Below are 14,708 nucleotides of genomic sequence, written 5' to 3' on the forward strand. Positions count from 1 at the left end.
TGTGCTCGTATGCCTCTATGCTGACAGAGTGTTTTCATGGTCTGTACTCCAACTCACATTCTCCATATAGGGAGATTATATTTTAATTAAATTCCGCAAAACTAAGTCTACAACTTTAAGTACAATAGCTAGTTTAAAACTGCGTATGACCGCACAGGCTGGCACGGAGACCGCACCGGTGGTTCCCGCACCGACGCCACCGGACGCCGCCGACGCCTGGTACGCGCCGGACGTTCGTGAGCAAGACGAGGTGTATCCGGGCGTCGTCGTGACCGTCCGACGGGAACGCAGCGGGTTCCGGTACGATGTCCGTGATCCGGTACTTTCAGCGGCAGAGGCTGACGCACTGTCGACTGTCGAATCACACTTCGCAGGTGCGAACATCGAGCGACCGCGGACGCGTGAGGGGGCCGTCGAGCGGATGAACGGGGGGTTCGACGCGAAACACCGCCGGGTAATCGACCGACTGATCGACGCGTCGCCGGCGAGCCGTCGTCGAATCGAGTACCACGCGCTCTCGTCGCTGGCGTGTTTCGACGACCTGACCCCGTACGCGCTGGACTCCCGAATCGACGTTGCTGACGTGACCGACGACGGCGTCGTCGTCCATACAGACGATTACGCCCCGGCCGAGACCGACCTTGGCCCGGACCCGGCGTATCTGAACCGGTTCGCGAGCGAGCGTGTCGAGCGCCACACCGTCCGTTTTCAGGGCTTCGAGATTCCGGTCGTCGTCTACCGCGAGCATCTCCTCGGTGCCGACCCGTTCACGACGAAGTACGCGGTTCGAGAGCCGGACCTGCTCCCCGGCGACGAGCAACTCATCGAGGTGTGCAAGGAGCGCGTCTGGGAAACCGGCGTCGACGGCGTCGTTCAGGACCGTGTCGAGTTCGTGCGGGAGCGTGCCCGCTCGCTCCTGGCCCGGCAGCTAACCGTCCGCAACACGACCGAGTGGGTCGACGCCGCCCGCTACCGGCTGCGGTCGGCGCTGGCCGAACTCGACCTGGCCGTGCCGCCGGTCGACCATCGGTTCGCCGACGACCGCCTCGACGACCTGCTGTACTACGTGCTTCGAGACCTCGTCGGCTACGGAAAGCTCACCGTTCCCATCCGGGACCACACGCTGGAAGACATCGAGGCGAACCGCGTCGACGAGCGCGTGAAGGTCCTCCCACGCGCCGATCTCGGCCACGACGGCCGGGTGCCGACCAACCTCGCCTTCGACTCCGAGGCGGCCTTCGTCAACGTCGTCACGCAACTGGCCGCCGACGACGGCGTCGAACTCAACGCCTCGAACCCGAGCGCGAAGGTCAACATCGACCCGGACGGGGACAGCCTCCACGACGCCGACGACACCATCCGCTGTGCAGTTGCCTTGCCGACTATTAGCGAAGGCGGTCCACACATCTCCATCCGGAAACAGTCGGGCGACGCGATGACGCCGGTCGATCTGGTCCAGCGGGACTCACTGCCGACGGAACTCGTCGCGCTGCTGTGGCTCCTGTACGAGTCTCACGGGGTCGTCCTCTTTTCGGGACCCACGGGAGCCGGCAAAACGACCCTTATGAACGCCCATATGCCGTTTATCCCGTATCGGGACCGTCCCATCAGTATCGACGAAGGGTCGCGTGAGGTTCGGATTCCCCACGAGACCGGCGTCTCGCTCACCACGAGAGACCACGAGCGGGACCACCGCCGCGTGACGATGGCCGACCTGATGACACAGTGCAATTACCTGAACCCCGATGTCGAGGTCATCGCGGAGATCAACACGGCCGCGTCGTTCGAAACCTTCGCTGAGACGTTGAATACGGGTCACGGTGTCCTCGGGACGACCCACGCCGACGATATCGAGTCGCTGGTCAATCGCGTCATCGAGAAGGGCTTGCCGACCTATCTGCTCAACGAGATCGACCTCGTCGTGTTCCCCCGCCACGTCGGCGGAGAGCGCTACGTCGGCGAAGTGGTCGAGTTCGTCGACGACCCATCGATGGTCGAGACCGAGGGCGACCGGAGCGGCACGATACACAAGGACGGGACGACCATCCACTGGAACAGCGTCTGCTGGCGGCGACCGGACGGAAGCTTCGAACTCGCCTACGACCACCCGCAGTTCGGGGACGACCAACGGCAGGTCAACACCGGTATTCTCGACCGGCTTTCGGCCCTCCGGGACGAACCGGTGTCGGCCGTCGAGGACGCGTTCCACCGCCGCCATCGCTACGTGCAGTATCTCGTCCAGGAGGAGGTGACCGACTTCGACGACCTGTTCGGCGTGCTGGCCGACTTAGAGACGAACGAGGCAGCGACCGTCGAGCGACTGCGGCGACAGGCCGGGACGCCCGACGACCCGCAACTGGAGGTCAGTACGGGTGACGACTGAGGGCGGCGGGACACTTGGCTTGCTCGACCGGGGCCTGTACGCTCTGTTTGCCCACCACGCCGAGGACGACCGGCACGCGAGCACCCGCGACCGCTACCGGGCCGCCTATCCGAGCACCGGCTTCGGCGTCTACGTCGCCAGAGTGTACGGGCTGTCGTGGCTGGCACTCGTTGTGGGCGTCGTCGGAACCGCGACGACAGCGATGCTCGTGCCGCCGGGGACCTTCGACTCGTTCGTCGCGGTGCTCCAGCAGGGCCTCCCGGTCATCAATCGGCTGGCGCTGCCGGAAGTCCCTCGATTTCTCGTGGCCACCGGTATCGGAACTGTCGCTGGACTCACGCTCAAGCGGGGCGTGTTCGTCGCCGGAAACCGGTATCTCTCGTGGGTGGCCAGCGCGCGCCGCGCGGACATCGCGGCCACGCTCCCTGGCGCAGTCCGATACCTCAGAGTGCTCGCCTCCGGAACCCACGACCGCCGCGAGATGCTCCGCGCCGTTGCCGAACAGGACGCATACGGCGAGACGGCGGTCGCCTTCCGGCGCGCACTCAATCAGGGCATTCTCACCGGCAGTCTCGACACCGGTATCGAACGAGTCGCTAGCGAAACCCCTTCACGGGACCTGCTTGCACCGTTTCTGCTGAAGTTCCGTGAACACGCGAACCAGAGCGCCGAGGCGCTTGAGGGGTACCTGGAGATGGAGGGCCGCTTGCTCTCCCACGAGCAGAGCCGGCAGCACGAGCGGGCGACCGGCTATCTCGAACTGCTTGCGGAGCTATTCGTCGTGTTGCTGGTGTTGCCGGCGCTCGTGGTGCTCATCGTCACCGTGATGGGCATTCTCGCGCCCGGCCTCTCCGAACCAGTTCCCACGCCGCTCGGCGAGACGACTGTCCGTGCCATCGTCGTCTACGGGAGCGCGGCGTTCGTGATGGCTTCTGGGCTGCTGGCAGCCTTTGTCGTCGCTACGCTCCGACCACGGAACACGGCTGCCCCGAGTTACAGCCTCCCGGACGGTCCCGTGGCAATACTCACCTCGATCCCCTCGAACCCTGCGAGTGCACTCCTCGCCTGCGTCCCGCTGGGTGCCGGCGTCGCGGCCGGCCTCTGGTCGCTGGGCTACCGGCCGGTCAACGTCGCGCTTCTCTCGTATGCTACCGTTGGCGTCCCCGTCGGCGTGGTGACGGTTCGCCGGGCCAGAGCGGACGACGCGAAAGACAGGGAGATTCAGGACTTCGTTCACGCCGTCGCCGGCCACGTCGCGCTGGGCCGCCCGTTTCCAGAGGCGGTCCGACGCGTCGCCGACGACGTGGAACTCGGTGCGCTCGCCAGCGATGTCCAGTCGCTCGCGTTCACACTGTCGCTGGGCGATAGCCCCGGCGACGCCGCGGCTGACCGCCGGGCTGCGGCGCTAGACCAGTTCGTCGACCGCGTCGGCACGCCGATGGCCGAACAGACCATCGGGCTGGTCGTCGGCGCACTGGATACGGGGAGTGACGCGGAGGACGTGTTCGAAACGCTACAGACTGAAATCGGTCAGCTCTACCATCTACGGAAATCCATCCGCTCAGCGCTGCTCGTCTACGTTGCGGTCGGCTGGACGACGGCGCTGCTCGTCATCGGGATCACCGTCGCTGTCAACGTTTACGTCCTCGATAGCTTCGCGCAACTATCTGCCGTCTCGGGCGGTGCCAACATCGCCTTCGACCCGACCGCAATCAAACCCGCACGGGAGCAACATCGGTTCTACGTCGTCACGCAGGCGACGATGCTGGCCTGTGGCTGGTTCGCCGGCACGGCGAGTCGCGGCGTCTACGAAGCGCTGTTACACTCCTCGGGGCTGGTACTCGTCGCCTACGTCGTCTTCGCGGGGGCTGGTCTGATTTGATTCCCGACACCGACGCTCAGTCACACGTCGTCGGCGTGGTGTTGCTGCTGGGACTGACCGTCGTCGCGCTCGGTGGACTGACGGCTGTCGTCGGGACCGTCGTCGACGGCCACACTGCGACTGCCGATGAGACCCGCGTCGCCAACACGTTCGAGACGACGTTCCGGCCGGTCGAGCAGACGGGCCACCAGACTGCTCGCGTCCGGTTTACTGCGGGGCGGCTGACCACTGCGGAGCGGGAACTCCGAGTCCTCAACGATTCGGGAGTTCAGCGGACGGTTCCCATCGACGCGATAGTGTACGACTCCGGCGACAGCCGCGTTCGGTTTCTCGGGGGCAGTGTCGTCCGCGGGACAGCGGGCAACGCCTGGCTCGAATCGGACCCGCCGGTGACGGCGACGCGGGACGACACGGCGGTCATCGTCGGTGCACCGCTCGTCAACGCCAGCGGCGGCACGGTGTCCGGAACGGGCGGCGTCTCCGCACATATCCGCCAGAACGTCAGCCACGAACGCGAACGGCTCCCGGCCGACAACTATAGCGTGGCTATCGAGACGGAGACGCCCCGTCCGTTTACCGAGTCCTTCCAGCGTGTCGGCGCAACCACGCGAGTCAGGGATATCGACGGCGACGGCGTTCAGAGCGTCGTGGCGACGTTCCCGGGCCGCCGGACGCTGTATCTGGTCCGCCACGATATGCGGACGGAGGTGGGGCATGGATAACCGTGCGCTCAGCACCGTCGTCGAGAAACTGCTGAGCATGGGACTGGTGCTGCTGTACATCGGACTAGTGACGACTACGCTGTACGGCGGCACTGTCCCAGCGTACCAATCCGCCGTCGGGGCGGAACTCGGCGACCGGACGCTCGCCGAAGCGACGGCCCGCGTCGAGCAGGCTATCCCGCCGGATGCTCGGGCCGTCTCGGCCACTGTTCGGGTTTCGCTGCCGGAGACCATCGACGGCGCAGGATACAGCATCCGGACTGACGGGGATGCTCTCGTCCTCGACCATCCCGACCCCGAAATCGGCGGCCGAACACAGCCATTGTTGCCCGACAGAGTCGATACCTTCGAAGGCGAGTGGCAGAGCGGCAGTCCGACCGTCGTCGCTGTCTCCGGAACACGGGGGAGCGTGACGGTGACACTGGAGGCGGAGCGATGACCCTGTCGAACCGTCGCTGTGCCCATTCTACTCGCGCACAGACGTCGCTACCAGCGCTGGGCATCGCGCTTGTATTGCTGACCGTCGTCACCGGACTGGGGGTCGCGATGGCCGACACCGCGATTGCCAGCGCGGATAGAACCCCCGACGAGCGGCGGGTCGCCGCCGCTGTCGCTGACCGACTCGTCGCGGCGGACGGGCCGCTGGCCGCTCGGAGCAACGTCCTCAACCAATCTCGGGTGGACGACTTCGACCAGTCGGCGCTGGAGGGGAGCGCACCGCCGGCCGGTGAGTACGCGGTCAGCGTCGAGGTGGCTGACGAGGAGATCGCACGCAGCGGTACGGTTCACGGCGGCACGCGAATCAGCCGTCTCGTCGTAGTCGAGTCTCAGGAGCAACGCACCCTCACGCCTGATCTGGCAACGACCGACGCGGTGACGCTCCCTCGCCGGAGCGCGCAGGCCACAGTAACTATCGACCCGCCGGCCGGCACGACCGTCTGGACGGTCCGCGCTAACGACCGGGTCGTCCTGCATAACCGAAGCGGGCTGGACGGCAGCTACGAGGTCCCACTGGTCCCTTACGAGACGACGGAACTGCGCTTCCAGCGGGCCGGGCAACTCGAACCTGGGAACGTGACCGTCAGCTACGATGCCCCGCGGTCGACGAAGGAAACTCTGGTGGTGACCGTTGATGCGTAGAGCCCAGTTGCCGCTGTCGCTCGTGGAAGTTGCCCTCGGGACAGTACTGATTCTCGGCGTCGCGCTCGGGTTTGCCCTGGGGACGCCAGCGCCGGACCGACAGGGGCCACAGCTCGACGCCTACGCCTCCGATACGGCGGCGCTGCTGGCTAACGACCCGCCGCGACACAGCGGAGCGACGCGACTGCAGGAGGTCGTTTCGAGTCCAGCGGCATTCGACCGCGAACGGGACGCGCTTTCGAACCGGGTCGCCCGTATCCTGCCCGACAACGTCCTCTTCCGGGTCGAAACACCGCACGGAGCGGTCGGAACACCGACGCCACAGGGCGTCAGCACTGGGACCGCAACTGTGCCGACGGGACACGGGAGTGTCCAAATCATCGTGTGGTACACATGACCCGGCGCGGACAGCTAGTCCTCGTTGCGGCCACGGTCATCGCTGTAGCGCTGGTCCCAATCGTGCTCGCCTCACTCCAACTGGGCTATCACGACGACGTTCGGGCGACGGCAGACTACGACGACGACCCGTCTGCTGACGCGCTTCGGGTGCTTGAGCGAGCCGTCGCGACGGAGAGCACGTCCATCCCGAGCCAGTACGCCTGGGCCGCGAACGATTCGGCAGTGACGGCCGTTCGGACGGGGTTGCAGCCTCGGCTCGACCGACTCCAGACCTCCCGAATCGAAGACGGTGTTCACTACAATATAACCTACAACGGCACTGCAACGCGGCAGTGGAAAGACGCGAACTGTCCGTCCGGGCCGGACCGCCAGTTCGGGGACTGCGTCGCCGACCGCGGCGTCGTCGCTCAGGACCGGGTCGGCCGCACGCACGTCCTCGCCGTCGGCTTCGACGTGACGACGACGACCGAACGCGGCGAAACCACCGTCACCGTGGTTCTGGAGACCAGCGGTCGGTCCTCGTGGTGAGAGTCCGGAACAAAAGCTGCACCCCTCGCCGCAAATCAGGAGACGGTCCGTAGCGTTCGTTACTCCGTCGCACCCGGCGTCTCGGTTCGAACCTGCGACCGGATCTGTTCGAACGTCGCTTGCGAGAGGATCCCGGTGACACTTTCGATTGAAAGGGTACCAATGAGGCCGGCTGGTGGGCCAGTGACCAACAGCGCACTCGCTTCGGGAACAGAATCGTCGACAGTGAGACCGAAGTCTGCTGTCGCACGCTCCTCGAAAGAACTGATTGCGTCTTCGCCAAGGTTCTCCTGTGCGGTACGGTATTCCGCCTGTGCCTCGCTTTGTGTGAGATTCCCTGCCTGGAGTTCAGATTGGATCTCCTGCTGTCGTTCCCGCAACTGTGTCTGGTCCGGTTCAACCACGACCGTCACGGTCGCGGAGTCCGCGTCCGCGCTCTGGCTCTGTGGCCCTGTACCCGTGTTCGTTCCGTCGCTGTCGCCTCCCTGAAGGGCGTTACAGCCAGCGAGCGACACTGTCGCGCTCGCTCCGGCGAGTTCCATGAATCGTCGGCGTGTGGACTCGAATTCCATTATCGACTAGCGCGGGTCTCGCGGTGTAACCCTTCTGGTAGCCGACCGCGGCTCACTCCACTGGGCTGCCCTCTCGAACACTGTGGCTTCGAGAGACGAAAGACAGTGGTGCCTGTGGTCCAATGACGAATCAATAGCGCGTATGCCGGGACTGGAGTCAGACGAGACGCTGGACGCGCCACGACAGGACGCGATTCCGACGCTTGAGAGCGATGTATCCGGCACAGTCGTCTGGCATCGCGAACACCTTCGGATTCGCGATCAGGCCGCGGTAGCGAGGGCTGCAACGTCCGAGTATATGCTCCCGCTGTTCGTGTTCGACCCGGCGTTCTACGGCGCGGACGGCCTCGCCTGTGACAGCCGTATCCGCTTCCTGCACGACTGTCTGGCCGACCTCGCAGACCAGTACCACACTGTGACCGGCCGCGGGCTCACTTACGCCCACGGGGACCCGGTGGACGTGCTGGGGCGGTTCCGCGAGGCCGGCTGGGACATCGTGACGATGGCCGTTCCGACCGGACGCTACGGCCGGGAGCGGGACCGCCGCGTTCGGGAACAGTGTGGCGTCACATTCGTCGACGGCGACGGGCTGGTTCGGGACCGAGCGGAGACCCGCAACGGGTGGCAGGACGACGTCTCGGCGTGGTTCTCCGCCGACCAGTACGACTGGGACCCGAGCACGGTCACCTCTCGGAGCTTCGATAGCGGCATCGACATCAGCACGATTGAGGACCACTACGACCTCACGCCGTCGAAATCTGCGGTGCCGCGCGGCGGAACCGGGCCAGCACGCAAACGGCTGTCGGCGTTCGCCGAGCGGGTCGACGACTACCCGGGAAACATCTCCGCGCCGACGGACGCGCGCGACGGGACCAGCGGGCTCTCGCCGTATCTCGCCTTCGGCTGTCTCTCCGTGCGGCAGGTCATCCAGTACATCGAGGCCCACGCGCCCGATGGCCGCGGAAAAGAGATGTTCGTCTCGCGGCTGTTCTGGAACAAACACTACGAACAGAAGCTCGAAGACTGGCCCGGCTGGCTCGATACGGCGGTGAATCCGGTGTTCGAGGGGTTCAACGCGGGGCAGTACGACCCCGATCTGGTGGCCGCCTGGAAGCACGGACGGACCGGGTTCCCGATGGTCGACGCGTCGATGCGGTGTCTCAAAGAGACGGGCTGGCTCAACTTCCGGATGCGGGCGATGTGTGCCTCGGTCTACTATCACCTGCTCCAGCAGCCCTGGCGCATCGGCGCGGACTGGTTCTACCACCATCTCATCGACGCCTCGGCGGCGATCAACTACACACAGTGGCAATCACAATGTGGACTGATCGGCAAACCGACGCTCCGGCTGTACAATCCTCGAAAGCAGGTCCGTGACCAGGACCCGGACGGCGAGTTCATTCGTCGGTGGGTGCCCGAACTCGATTCGCTCCCCGACGAGTACCTCGACCGGCCCGAGGGGACGCCGGTCCACGTACAGGCGTCCTGTGGCGTCAGCATTGGCGAAGACTACCCGCACCCGGTCGTCGACTACGACGCGGCTAGACAGGCGTTCCGCAGGCGTTACGAGGAGGTCCGCGCTGACGCGGCCGACGCCCTGCAGGACTCGGCTATTGCGCGCCGTGCCTCCTTCTCCGGCGGCCGCGAAGCCGCTGCACGCATCGCCGCGGAACACGGGACGGATGCGTCGAACGGCGCGGAAGACGGCGGGACCCAAAGCACCCTCGGCTCGTTCGGCGACGAGTAGCTCCACAATTCGTTCAGTGTTGCCAAACGCCAAAGAGGCTAAGACGGTTGCCCACGCAGACGTATCCAATGGCGGAGGGTCCGGACGACACCGTTTTCGAGGACTGCCAGTTCCTTACTGGGTCACCACAGCGGTTCGCAGTACTGGCCCAGCTCCGGGAGCGTCCGGCACGGCCCACCGATCTGTGCGATGCGGTGGACGCGACTCGGACCACGATCCAGCGGATACTCGCGGGCTTCTCCGAGCGGCAGTGGGTCGTCAAACGGGACGGCGAGTACCGGCTCACGGTGACTGGACAGCGGGTGTTGGACCAGTACACGGCACTCATGAGCGAGATCGAACGGGCTCGGGCGGTCGGTCCGCTGGCAGCCCACCTCGGTTCCATCGCGGCGGATCTCCCGGCGGAGCTGTTAGACCCCGATTGTCTCACGACGAGTTCCGAACAGAACCCGCTGGCCGCGATTGATCGGTTCACGGACTGGCTGCACGAGGTCGACGGCGACGTTCGGGCCATCTCGCCGATCGTTACATCGGTGTTCAACGACGTCGCGGTGGACCTGCTCGAAACGGGGACGCGTATCGAGTTCATCATCGATCACAGCGTCCTCGAACGGTCAGCGTCGGACTTCGCAGACGCGCTGGAACGAGGCGTCGAACACGAGAACATCGACACGTACGTCCACGATACTCCGCTTGATATCGGCCTCGCACTGGACCGCTCGCGGGTCTGTCTGGCGGCCTACGACGATCGGAACAACGTCCGGGCGATAGCCGAATCCGACGCCACAGCGGTGTATAGCTGGGCTGAGACGGTGTTCGACCGATACAGAGCGCGGTCACAGCCGCTTGAATCGGTCCTGTCGGTGCAAGAAAACAAGCAATAATCCAGTCGCTCACGGATGGAATCCGGTGTGGAAGGGCCGAAGGGAGCACTGGTCGGCGCGCCAGCACTCACTGGAGGGCGGGATGGCGTATCCCCGGAGCATGGTATAGCCGGTGGGGGCCTATACTTATTCGCTGTAACTGTTTCGGGACACAACACATGTTACAGGGGCTGTAACAGCTTAGAACGTTCATGCTATTCTGATCCGACGTCCGGGTTCGTTTTGCGACAACAACGGGCTGTGTTTCTATACTTTCACCCAGAATGAAATAATAGCCGACAGTATAAGTATGTGGCAATCGTTGACAGAAGTATGTCTCCGCCTGGACGGGAGATTCAGTACACTGAATCGGACGTTATCGAGGTGTTCAGACACCGAAACGATTACGCGGAGCCACTCACGGCGTCGGAGGTAGCGGACAGACTCGGCTGTTCGCGACGGACTGCGCTGAACAAACTCCACGACCTCGAATCGGAGACGGATATCACGAGCAAGAAAGTCGGGGGCCGGTCGCGGGTGTGGTGGATCCCCGTGCGAGCGGATTGATGCGGATTGTTGTCGACTATTTCCCGATAGTACCGACTTCGGAGTCGACACAGATCGGTACATCGCTACAACTATGCGACGGTGCCGTCAGGCGGTTTACTCTTGGAGTGGGATTGGGGCCGTGTCACGACGGACACACTGAAGACCTGTAGCAAAGCAGACTGATCTCATGGCTGGCTGTATAGAACCCCACGCAAGCGGGACCATTCAGAACTCCCACTGCTGAGCACGTTCGCGGGCCTCCGAGCGCGCCTGCTGTTTGATGGCTTCGATTTTCTCGGCGTCGTCAAGGAACGCTTCGACGGCACTCTGTTCGGTGGTTCCGTCCTCGGCTGCTGCCGCGTCGCCGTCGCCCATCGCTGGCAGCCGCTCGTCGGGAGCCGCCCGTCGCGTACTGTCGGCCAGCGCCGGGTCGCCGCCCAGCCGTTCGGCGGGCATCCCGGGTGGGACTCGGAGGTCGGCTGCTTCGTGTGCCGATTCGAGGTCAGCGGCGTCAAGCGTGTACAACGAGACGTGGTACGGCCCGGGAATGGCGAGGTCCGCGAGCGCCGGCGGACCGCCGCGGTCCGTGCCGGTGTGGTAGGCCAGCACCGGCACGCCATCGGTGAACGTGATGACGCCCCGGCCCTCGCCGTCAAGCAGGAGCGTCTCCTGGGACTCGAAGACGGCATAGCCGGTCAGTTCGCGGTCGAGCACGTCGGCGAGCGTGTCCCGCGGGTCCGTGACGACGCGGGACTTGTCGAGTCGGCCGCGGGGCAACTTCATAGTGACTCGGGGATGACGGCGCTCTGGAACCGGTCGGCAGCGTCGGCGGCCGCCCCATCCCGCACGGTAAGCGATTCGGCGGCCTCTCGGTAGGCCGTCGACGCCTCGCATTCGGGGGCGTGGGCAAGGAGCGGCCGGCCAGCACGGCGTGCCTCACGGGCCCGCTCGCTTTCGGGGACCGCGGCCAGCGTCGGCCCGTCGAAGTACCGCTCGGTCTTCTCTGAGACTTGTTCGATGGATTCGGACTCGCGGACCTTGTTGAACAGGAGGCCCGCAACGTCCGTGTCGTAGGTCGTCGCGTACTCCTGGACCTTCAGCCCGTCCGAGATGGCGGGGATCGTCGGCTGGAGGACGACGACGATGCGGTCGGCTAGCACGATGGGAAGGACGGCGGTCCGGCTGTCGAGCGCTGGCGGCGAATCGAGGAGGATGATGTCAGTATCTTCTGCAAGCGTCGCAACCACGTCTCGAAGGCGGTCCGGGTCGGCGTCTCTGAAACCGTCCAGGCTCGTTCCACAGGGAACGACGGTCAGCCCGAACCGGTCGTACGTGGCCGCCTCAACGGGCGCGTCGTCGGCCAGGACGTCGTGCAGCGTCGTCTCGGCGTCGGAGAGGCCGGCGTGAAAGAGGAGGTTCGCCATCCCCGTGTCGGCGTCGACCACCGTCACGTCGTAGCGGTCGGCCAGCGCCATCCCGAGGGCGACGGTGCTCGTCGTCTTGCCAGTCCCGCCCTTCCCACTGGCGACCGCGAACACTTCGACCATTGGAGAATATTGCGAGCTAGATGTATATAAATTTCCGGAATTTGAAGAAGTATCAAACGGTCACCAATCGGCCAGTCCGAGCGGGCCGAGGTCGACATGGTCGGCGACGAGGCCGGCGGCTCGCTCGTACGGGTCGCCGCTCTCTCGCTCGTTTGCCGCTGGGGAGTTAACACCAGCACTCTCGAACGCATTTCGCACGAAGGCACCTCTGGCACTCTCGTTGACGAAGAGGTCGTGGAGGTATGTGCCGAGAACGCTGTCGGTCGCCGCCCCGTCGCCGTCGAACGGCCGGGCCGCCTCGTCGGTCAGCGTCGAGTCGCCCATGTGGATCTCGTAGCCCTCGACAGTCCCGCTCGCCCCGGAAAGCGGGCCGACGCCACGGAGGTCCCGCCGGACGTGTTCGACTGTCTTCGACTCGCTGAATTCCGTCGTCACCGGGAGCAAGCCCAGACCCTCGACGCGGTCCGCGTCGCCGGTCCCCTCGATTGCGGCGTTCGTGATTTCCTCCCCGAGCATCTGGTAGCCGCCACAGAGGCCGACGACGGGGCCGTCGAACGACTGGAGGCGGCCATCAAAGCCAGCGTCGGTGAGCGTCAGCAGGTCGTCGACCGTGTTCTTGCTCCCCGGCAGGACCACCGCGTCGGCGTCGTCGAGGGCGGCTTCGGGTGGGACGTACGCGACCCTGACGCCGGGTTCGCGGGCGAGTGGCTGGAGGTCAGTGAAGTTCGAGATGCGCGGGAGTCGCGGCACGGCGACAGTAACACTCCCGTCGTCGGGGACGCCATCGTCAGCGCCGACGACGGACCGCTCGCCGACCGGCGGCAGCGCAACGCTGTCCTCTTCGGGGAGTCCGGGGTCGTCGTAGGGAATCACGCCGACGACGGGCACGCCGGTCCGGTCCTCGAACTCGTCGATGCCGGGGTCAAGCAGCGAGCGGTCGCCGCGGAACTTCGTGATGACCGCGCCGGCCACCTGGTCCCGGATGTCGTCGGGAACCAGTTCCAACGTCCCGACGAGCGAGGCGAACACGCCGCCGCGCTCGATGTCGGCGACGAGGAGGATGTCGGCGTCGGCGAAACGCGCCGTCTCGACGTTCGCCAGGTCGCGGTCGTGCAGATTGATTTCGGCAATCGATCCCGCGCCCTCGGCGACAATCACGTCGTGGGACCGGGCGAGTCGGTCGTGGGCCGCGCGGGCGGTGTCCAGCGCGTCCTCCCAGTGCTCGTCGTAGTATCCACGGGCCTCGAAATGCCCGACCGCCTCGCCATCCAGAATGAGCTGGGATTCGCCGTCCCCTCGCGGTTTCAGGAGTACCGGATTGTGGTCGGTTGACGGCGCGACGCCGGCCGCGCGGGCCTGGACGTACTGCGAGACGCCGACTTCGCCGCCGGGTGTCGCCCGGGCGTTGTTGCTCATATTCTGGGCTTTGAACGGTGCGACCGAGACACCACGGTCGGCCAGATAGCGACAGAGCCCGGCCGCGACGGTCGACTTGCCGACGTGGCTCGCCGTTCCGGCGACCAGCAGCGTGTGGGCCATTAGGCTGTGTTGGGAGACGAACGCACTGGTGTCTTTCGCTCAGATCACTAAACCCATATCGATTTAACACTGCCCAATCAACTGAATCCGGATTAGCCGTTCACACGGTACTCAACGTGAAACGGTTTAACCGAAACAAGTAAACGATATCGGGTTGAGTCGATGACTATGGCGGAGCGATGGTGCGTCATCATCGGTGATGTCATCGAGTCACGGTCGGTCACAGATAGAGAGGCGTTGCGAGCGGCGCTCAATCAGGGCGTGTCACGAGCGACCGACGCACTCGCCGACCAGACGGTTGCGCCGTTCTCGGTGTTGAAGGGGGTTGACGAGGTCGGAGGAGTCATCAGAAACCCTGGACATGCTTACCGCGCTATCCGGGAAATCACCGAATCGATACACCCGACTGCGATTCGGTTTGCGGTTGTCCACGGAGAAGTTGACGTGGGGATGACAACGAGCGAGGTTTCAGAGATGGATGGCCCTGCGTTCCACAAAGCAGATACGTTGCTAGCTGACATCACGGAAAACGGTCGGGCCGTTGCGCTGCACGATCCTGTCGTGAAGTCTTGGCTACTTTCGCTGCTTGCCGACCAGATACACCTGCTGTTTGCGTGGAAACAGGAATGGACGCCACACCAGGCGTCGATCGTCCGTGAGTACCGCGAAAGAAAGAGTATGCAGGCGTTGGCTGACGACCGAGACGTCTCGATTCAGGCCGTCTCACAGACGCTTTCGCGGGCAAAGGCGGAGATGGTACTGTCAACCGAAGCAAATCTTGAAGCGGCCATGACAGAGGTCTGGGAATGAGTTCTGTGAGTTGGCGGACACCAGCGT

Annotated in this window: 15 protein-coding genes; 11 read left to right on the forward strand and 4 right to left on the reverse strand. The window is 64.8% G+C overall.

Annotated elements, in window-relative coordinates:
- The first annotated feature begins 145 nt into the window (after nucleotides 1–145).
- From AV929_RS17045 to AV929_RS17075, 7 genes are read left to right on the forward strand one after another with little or no spacing between them, the layout of a single operon-like run.
- The gene (locus tag AV929_RS17045) at nucleotides 146–2,383 is read left to right on the forward strand and encodes a type II/IV secretion system ATPase subunit (RefSeq protein ID WP_064288816.1); all 2,238 of its coding nucleotides are present in this window, start codon (nucleotides 146–148) and stop codon (nucleotides 2,381–2,383) included.
- Nucleotides 2,373–4,265 (forward strand): type II secretion system F family protein, encoded by a 1,893-nt coding sequence (locus tag AV929_RS17050; RefSeq protein WP_064288817.1) that lies wholly within the window; start codon nucleotides 2,373–2,375, stop codon nucleotides 4,263–4,265. Before AV929_RS17045 ends, AV929_RS17050 begins: the two co-directional genes overlap by 11 nt.
- A complete protein-coding gene (locus AV929_RS17055) occupies nucleotides 4,262–4,987 on the forward strand; it encodes a hypothetical protein (RefSeq protein ID WP_014041147.1) in 726 nt (241 codons plus the stop codon). Before AV929_RS17050 ends, AV929_RS17055 begins: the two co-directional genes overlap by 4 nt.
- A complete protein-coding gene (locus tag AV929_RS17060; protein ID WP_014041146.1) occupies nucleotides 4,980–5,426 on the forward strand; it encodes a hypothetical protein in 447 nt (148 codons plus the stop codon). Before AV929_RS17055 ends, AV929_RS17060 begins: the two co-directional genes overlap by 8 nt.
- Nucleotides 5,423–6,127 carry a hypothetical protein gene (locus AV929_RS17065; RefSeq protein ID WP_064288818.1) on the forward strand — a complete coding sequence of 235 codons (705 nt, stop codon included), beginning with the start codon at nucleotides 5,423–5,425 and terminating at the stop codon, nucleotides 6,125–6,127. The genes AV929_RS17060 and AV929_RS17065 overlap by 4 nt, the downstream gene beginning before the upstream one ends.
- A complete protein-coding gene (locus tag AV929_RS17070) occupies nucleotides 6,120–6,524 on the forward strand; it encodes a hypothetical protein (RefSeq protein ID WP_064288819.1) in 405 nt (134 codons plus the stop codon). Before AV929_RS17065 ends, AV929_RS17070 begins: the two co-directional genes overlap by 8 nt.
- Nucleotides 6,521–7,054: a hypothetical protein gene (locus AV929_RS17075; protein ID WP_044952001.1), complete on the forward strand. Its 534-nt coding sequence runs from the start codon at nucleotides 6,521–6,523 to the stop codon at nucleotides 7,052–7,054. Before AV929_RS17070 ends, AV929_RS17075 begins: the two co-directional genes overlap by 4 nt.
- A gap of 59 nt (nucleotides 7,055–7,113) precedes the next feature.
- On the opposite strand, the gene AV929_RS17080 is transcribed toward AV929_RS17075, so the two are convergent.
- The gene (locus AV929_RS17080) at nucleotides 7,114–7,626 is read right to left on the reverse strand and encodes a hypothetical protein (protein ID WP_050036985.1); all 513 of its coding nucleotides are present in this window, start codon (nucleotides 7,624–7,626) and stop codon (nucleotides 7,114–7,116) included.
- 142 nt (nucleotides 7,627–7,768) lie between these two features.
- Here AV929_RS17080 and AV929_RS17085 point away from each other — a divergent pair, with 142 nt between their 5' ends.
- The 3 genes from AV929_RS17085 to AV929_RS17095 all read left to right on the forward strand — a co-directional run bounded on the left by AV929_RS17085 (nucleotide 7,769) and on the right by AV929_RS17095 (nucleotide 10,803).
- Nucleotides 7,769–9,373 carry an FAD-binding domain-containing protein gene (locus tag AV929_RS17085; protein ID WP_064288820.1) on the forward strand — a complete coding sequence of 535 codons (1,605 nt, stop codon included), beginning with the start codon at nucleotides 7,769–7,771 and terminating at the stop codon, nucleotides 9,371–9,373.
- A 68-nt stretch (nucleotides 9,374–9,441) separates the two neighbouring features.
- On the forward strand, nucleotides 9,442–10,257 hold the full coding sequence (locus tag AV929_RS17090; RefSeq protein ID WP_050036983.1) for a winged helix-turn-helix domain-containing protein: 816 nt from the start codon (nucleotides 9,442–9,444) through the stop codon (nucleotides 10,255–10,257).
- Nucleotides 10,258–10,569: 312 nt separating this feature from the next.
- Nucleotides 10,570–10,803, forward strand: coding sequence for an HTH domain-containing protein (locus AV929_RS17095; RefSeq protein WP_008308192.1), 234 nt, complete (start codon nucleotides 10,570–10,572; stop codon nucleotides 10,801–10,803).
- Nucleotides 10,804–11,010: 207 nt separating this feature from the next.
- Here the strand turns inward: AV929_RS17095 and AV929_RS17100 are convergent, their stop codons facing one another.
- From AV929_RS17100 to AV929_RS17110, 3 genes are read right to left on the reverse strand one after another with little or no spacing between them, the layout of a single operon-like run.
- Nucleotides 11,011–11,568 (reverse strand): hypothetical protein, encoded by a 558-nt coding sequence (locus tag AV929_RS17100; protein WP_014041139.1) that lies wholly within the window; start codon nucleotides 11,566–11,568, stop codon nucleotides 11,011–11,013.
- Nucleotides 11,565–12,332 carry an AAA family ATPase gene (locus tag AV929_RS17105; RefSeq protein WP_014041138.1) on the reverse strand — a complete coding sequence of 256 codons (768 nt, stop codon included), beginning with the start codon at nucleotides 12,330–12,332 and terminating at the stop codon, nucleotides 11,565–11,567. The genes AV929_RS17100 and AV929_RS17105 overlap by 4 nt, the downstream gene beginning before the upstream one ends.
- Nucleotides 12,333–12,392: 60 nt before the next feature.
- Nucleotides 12,393–13,871 carry a cobyric acid synthase gene (locus tag AV929_RS17110; protein WP_014041137.1) on the reverse strand — a complete coding sequence of 493 codons (1,479 nt, stop codon included), beginning with the start codon at nucleotides 13,869–13,871 and terminating at the stop codon, nucleotides 12,393–12,395.
- Between the two features lie 168 nt (nucleotides 13,872–14,039).
- Here AV929_RS17110 and AV929_RS17115 point away from each other — a divergent pair, with 168 nt between their 5' ends.
- Nucleotides 14,040–14,681, forward strand: coding sequence for a SatD family protein (locus AV929_RS17115; RefSeq protein WP_014041136.1), 642 nt, complete (start codon nucleotides 14,040–14,042; stop codon nucleotides 14,679–14,681).
- The last annotated feature ends 27 nt before the right edge of the window (nucleotides 14,682–14,708 follow it).

The organism is Haloarcula sp. K1, assembly GCF_001647155.1.
Taxonomy (GTDB): Archaea; Halobacteriota; Halobacteria; order Halobacteriales; family Haloarculaceae; genus Haloarcula; species Haloarcula hispanica.

Bases quoted from the DNA above. Each gene is read 5' to 3' on its own strand.
- AV929_RS17045 (WP_064288816.1), top strand. From the start codon at position 146: ATGACCGCACAGGCTGGCACGGAGACCGCACCGGTGGTTCCCGCACCG.
- AV929_RS17060 (WP_014041146.1), top strand. From the start codon at position 4,980: ATGGATAACCGTGCGCTCAGCACCGTCGTCGAGAAACTGCTGAGCATG.
- AV929_RS17065 (WP_064288818.1), top strand. From the start codon at position 5,423: ATGACCCTGTCGAACCGTCGCTGTGCCCATTCTACTCGCGCACAGACG.
- AV929_RS17070 (WP_064288819.1), top strand. From the start codon at position 6,120: ATGCGTAGAGCCCAGTTGCCGCTGTCGCTCGTGGAAGTTGCCCTCGGG.
- AV929_RS17075 (WP_044952001.1), top strand. From the start codon at position 6,521: ATGACCCGGCGCGGACAGCTAGTCCTCGTTGCGGCCACGGTCATCGCT.
- AV929_RS17080 (WP_050036985.1), bottom strand. From the start codon at position 7,626: ATGGAATTCGAGTCCACACGCCGACGATTCATGGAACTCGCCGGAGCG.
- AV929_RS17085 (WP_064288820.1), top strand. From the start codon at position 7,769: ATGCCGGGACTGGAGTCAGACGAGACGCTGGACGCGCCACGACAGGAC.
- AV929_RS17090 (WP_050036983.1), top strand. From the start codon at position 9,442: ATGGCGGAGGGTCCGGACGACACCGTTTTCGAGGACTGCCAGTTCCTT.
- AV929_RS17095 (WP_008308192.1), top strand. From the start codon at position 10,570: ATGTCTCCGCCTGGACGGGAGATTCAGTACACTGAATCGGACGTTATC.
- AV929_RS17100 (WP_014041139.1), bottom strand. From the start codon at position 11,568: ATGAAGTTGCCCCGCGGCCGACTCGACAAGTCCCGCGTCGTCACGGAC.
- AV929_RS17105 (WP_014041138.1), bottom strand. From the start codon at position 12,332: ATGGTCGAAGTGTTCGCGGTCGCCAGTGGGAAGGGCGGGACTGGCAAG.
- AV929_RS17110 (WP_014041137.1), bottom strand. From the start codon at position 13,871: ATGGCCCACACGCTGCTGGTCGCCGGAACGGCGAGCCACGTCGGCAAG.
- AV929_RS17115 (WP_014041136.1), top strand. From the start codon at position 14,040: ATGGCGGAGCGATGGTGCGTCATCATCGGTGATGTCATCGAGTCACGG.